Origin of the sequence: Armatimonas sp. (assembly GCF_043760365.1) — a bacterium.
Taxonomy (GTDB): domain Bacteria; phylum Armatimonadota; class Armatimonadia; order Armatimonadales; family Armatimonadaceae; genus Armatimonas.
Window position 1 is genome coordinate 1 of record NZ_JAYUPA010000234.1, and the last position, 2,053, is coordinate 2,053.

The window sequence follows — 2,053 nt, forward strand, 5'->3', positions numbered from 1 at the left end:
GCAAGCTGGCCGATGAGCTGGTCGGGCGCATCGGTGCGGGCGTGGTGGTTCTCGGAGCTGTGAGTGGCGAGAAGCTGGTCTTTGTCGCGAAAGCCACCAAAGACGCGGTCGCGAAGGGAGTCCACTGCGGCAATCTCGTGAAAGCGGCGGCCCAAGCATCGGGCGGCGGCGGCGGTGGCCGCCCGGACTTCGCCCAAGCAGGGGGCCGCGATGCTAGCAAGCTCAGCGAGGCGCTGGCGGCGGCGCGTGCGGCGCTGGGGTAGATGGGGACTTTCCCTCCCTCCCCCGGCCCCTCCCTCCCGATAACGGGAAAGGGAGGGGAGCCAGAACCTATCCCCCTACCCCCTCCCATTATTGGGAGGGGGTCGCGAGGAACGAGCGGGGGGAGGGTAACAGAGCGGGGGAGGGTAATTCTTCTCCTTCTCCTGCTCGTCCTCTTTTTCTCCACTACTGCCCACGCACAGCCGCCCCTCGTGGTCTCGTCGCCGCTCGACGTAACTTCCCTGAAACTCAAAGGCGCATTTGGCTACGTGCATCTTGCCACGGGAAAGCTCCCCGAACCCTCGACGGAGCCGCTGGAAACGCTCTTGCGGCGTGCGGAGCGCGGCGAGATTCGCCTGGCGGTGGTGCAGGAGCCGTTGAAGGGCCTGCCGAAGATTCGCCCTCTGCGGGTACTGGAAAAAGGCATCACAAACGGGAGCGCGGTTACCTCGCCTTCAACGCGCACGATTGGGCTGGTGACGGCGGCGGATTTGACGGGCGAGGGCCGTCCGGTTGAGATCGTGCGGGGCGGGCTAGGACAGATACGCTACTTTGGAGCACGGCTAGAAGGGCTGGAGGCCAGCAAAATCCCTTTGCTCGTACTCTGGGCCAGTCTCGCCGGGATTGGGCTGGCGCTCGGAATCGTGGCTCTGCGTAAATCAAGGCTCGTGAAGGCGGCGCGGAGCGCATTGGCGGTAGCGACGGCAGGCACACTGGCGCTCTTGCCCGCAGGGCTGGCTCCCTCTGCGACAACACAGATTGCGATGTTTTTCTTTGCAACTCTGGTAATCGCCGCACTCTCCCGCCCTGAGAAACGGCCCACGGTGGTAGCGGATATTCTCCAGCTCTTCGGGGTGTTGGTCGTGCTCGATACGGTCTTTGGCTGGGGAATGGTCGCCCACTCCGCGCTCTCGGGATACTACAGCTCCGGGATTCGGTTTTATGGGATCGGCAACGAGTACATGGGCCTGCTGATCGGGGCGGCGCTGATGAGCGTGCCGAAGCGCTTTCTAGGCTGGGTCGGGCTGGGGATCACGCTCTTGCTGGGCTTGCCGATGCTCGGTGCCAATGCCGGGGGCGCGATGGCGGCGAGCGTTGCGTTTGCATCAGGAGGTATTGTAGCACGAAGAAATCATAAAACGTCAGGGAGCGAGAGTGAAGCAGCAAGGAGCGAGAGTGAAGCAGCACGAAAAAATAGCTTAGTGAGCCATCAGATTATCAAAATACTACTCTTATTAAGTATAGCGATATTAACTGCCGTATTTTTTGCCTTTATAGACCGATTACAGCCCGGTGCGGCGCAGTCGCATATTGGGCAGGCGGCGGGGAAGGGCACTTCGGCGTGGGGAGAGATTATTGTCCGAAAGCTCGCCATGAACGCGCGGCTTACCGTTGCGGGGCCGACACTACTTGCGCTGGCGGTGGTGGGAGTGGGGATGTGGCACCTCAAGCGGCTCTTTGCGCGACTAGGGACGGAGCTTCAGGGGCGCGTGGTGCAGGGGCTCTGGGGCGCGGGGGCGGCGATTGCTTTTAATGACTCCGGAACCGTGGCGGCGCTGCTCTTACTGGCTCCTGTGATCGTCACCTGCCTAGACAAAATCCTTGTGATTCCCCCGCCGGGCGGGGGGTAGGGGGCAGGCATCGGGTATACTCACTCCCGGAGCAGAGAGGCTCTGACATATAAACACAGCAACTATAGACAATGGACAACGACCTTTTGGACCTTTCGACAACCGACCTCGACCCGCGCGCACTGCTGCGCTTGATGTTTCTCTCCCGCGAAGGAGATCGC

Annotated in this window: 2 protein-coding genes; both read left to right on the top strand. The window is 61.9% G+C overall.

Annotated features, from left to right (window positions below; all coding sequences use genetic code 11):
* The coding region (locus ACH2EH_RS05635; RefSeq protein ID WP_395139755.1) for a DHHA1 domain-containing protein at positions 1 to 263 on the top strand (263 nt) is incomplete at its 5' end.
* A gap of 210 nt (positions 264 to 473) precedes the next feature.
* Positions 474 to 1,892: a hypothetical protein gene (locus tag ACH2EH_RS05640; RefSeq protein WP_395139757.1), complete on the top strand. Its 1,419-nt coding sequence runs from the start codon at positions 474 to 476 to the stop codon at positions 1,890 to 1,892.
* The last annotated feature ends 161 nt before the right edge of the window (positions 1,893 to 2,053 follow it).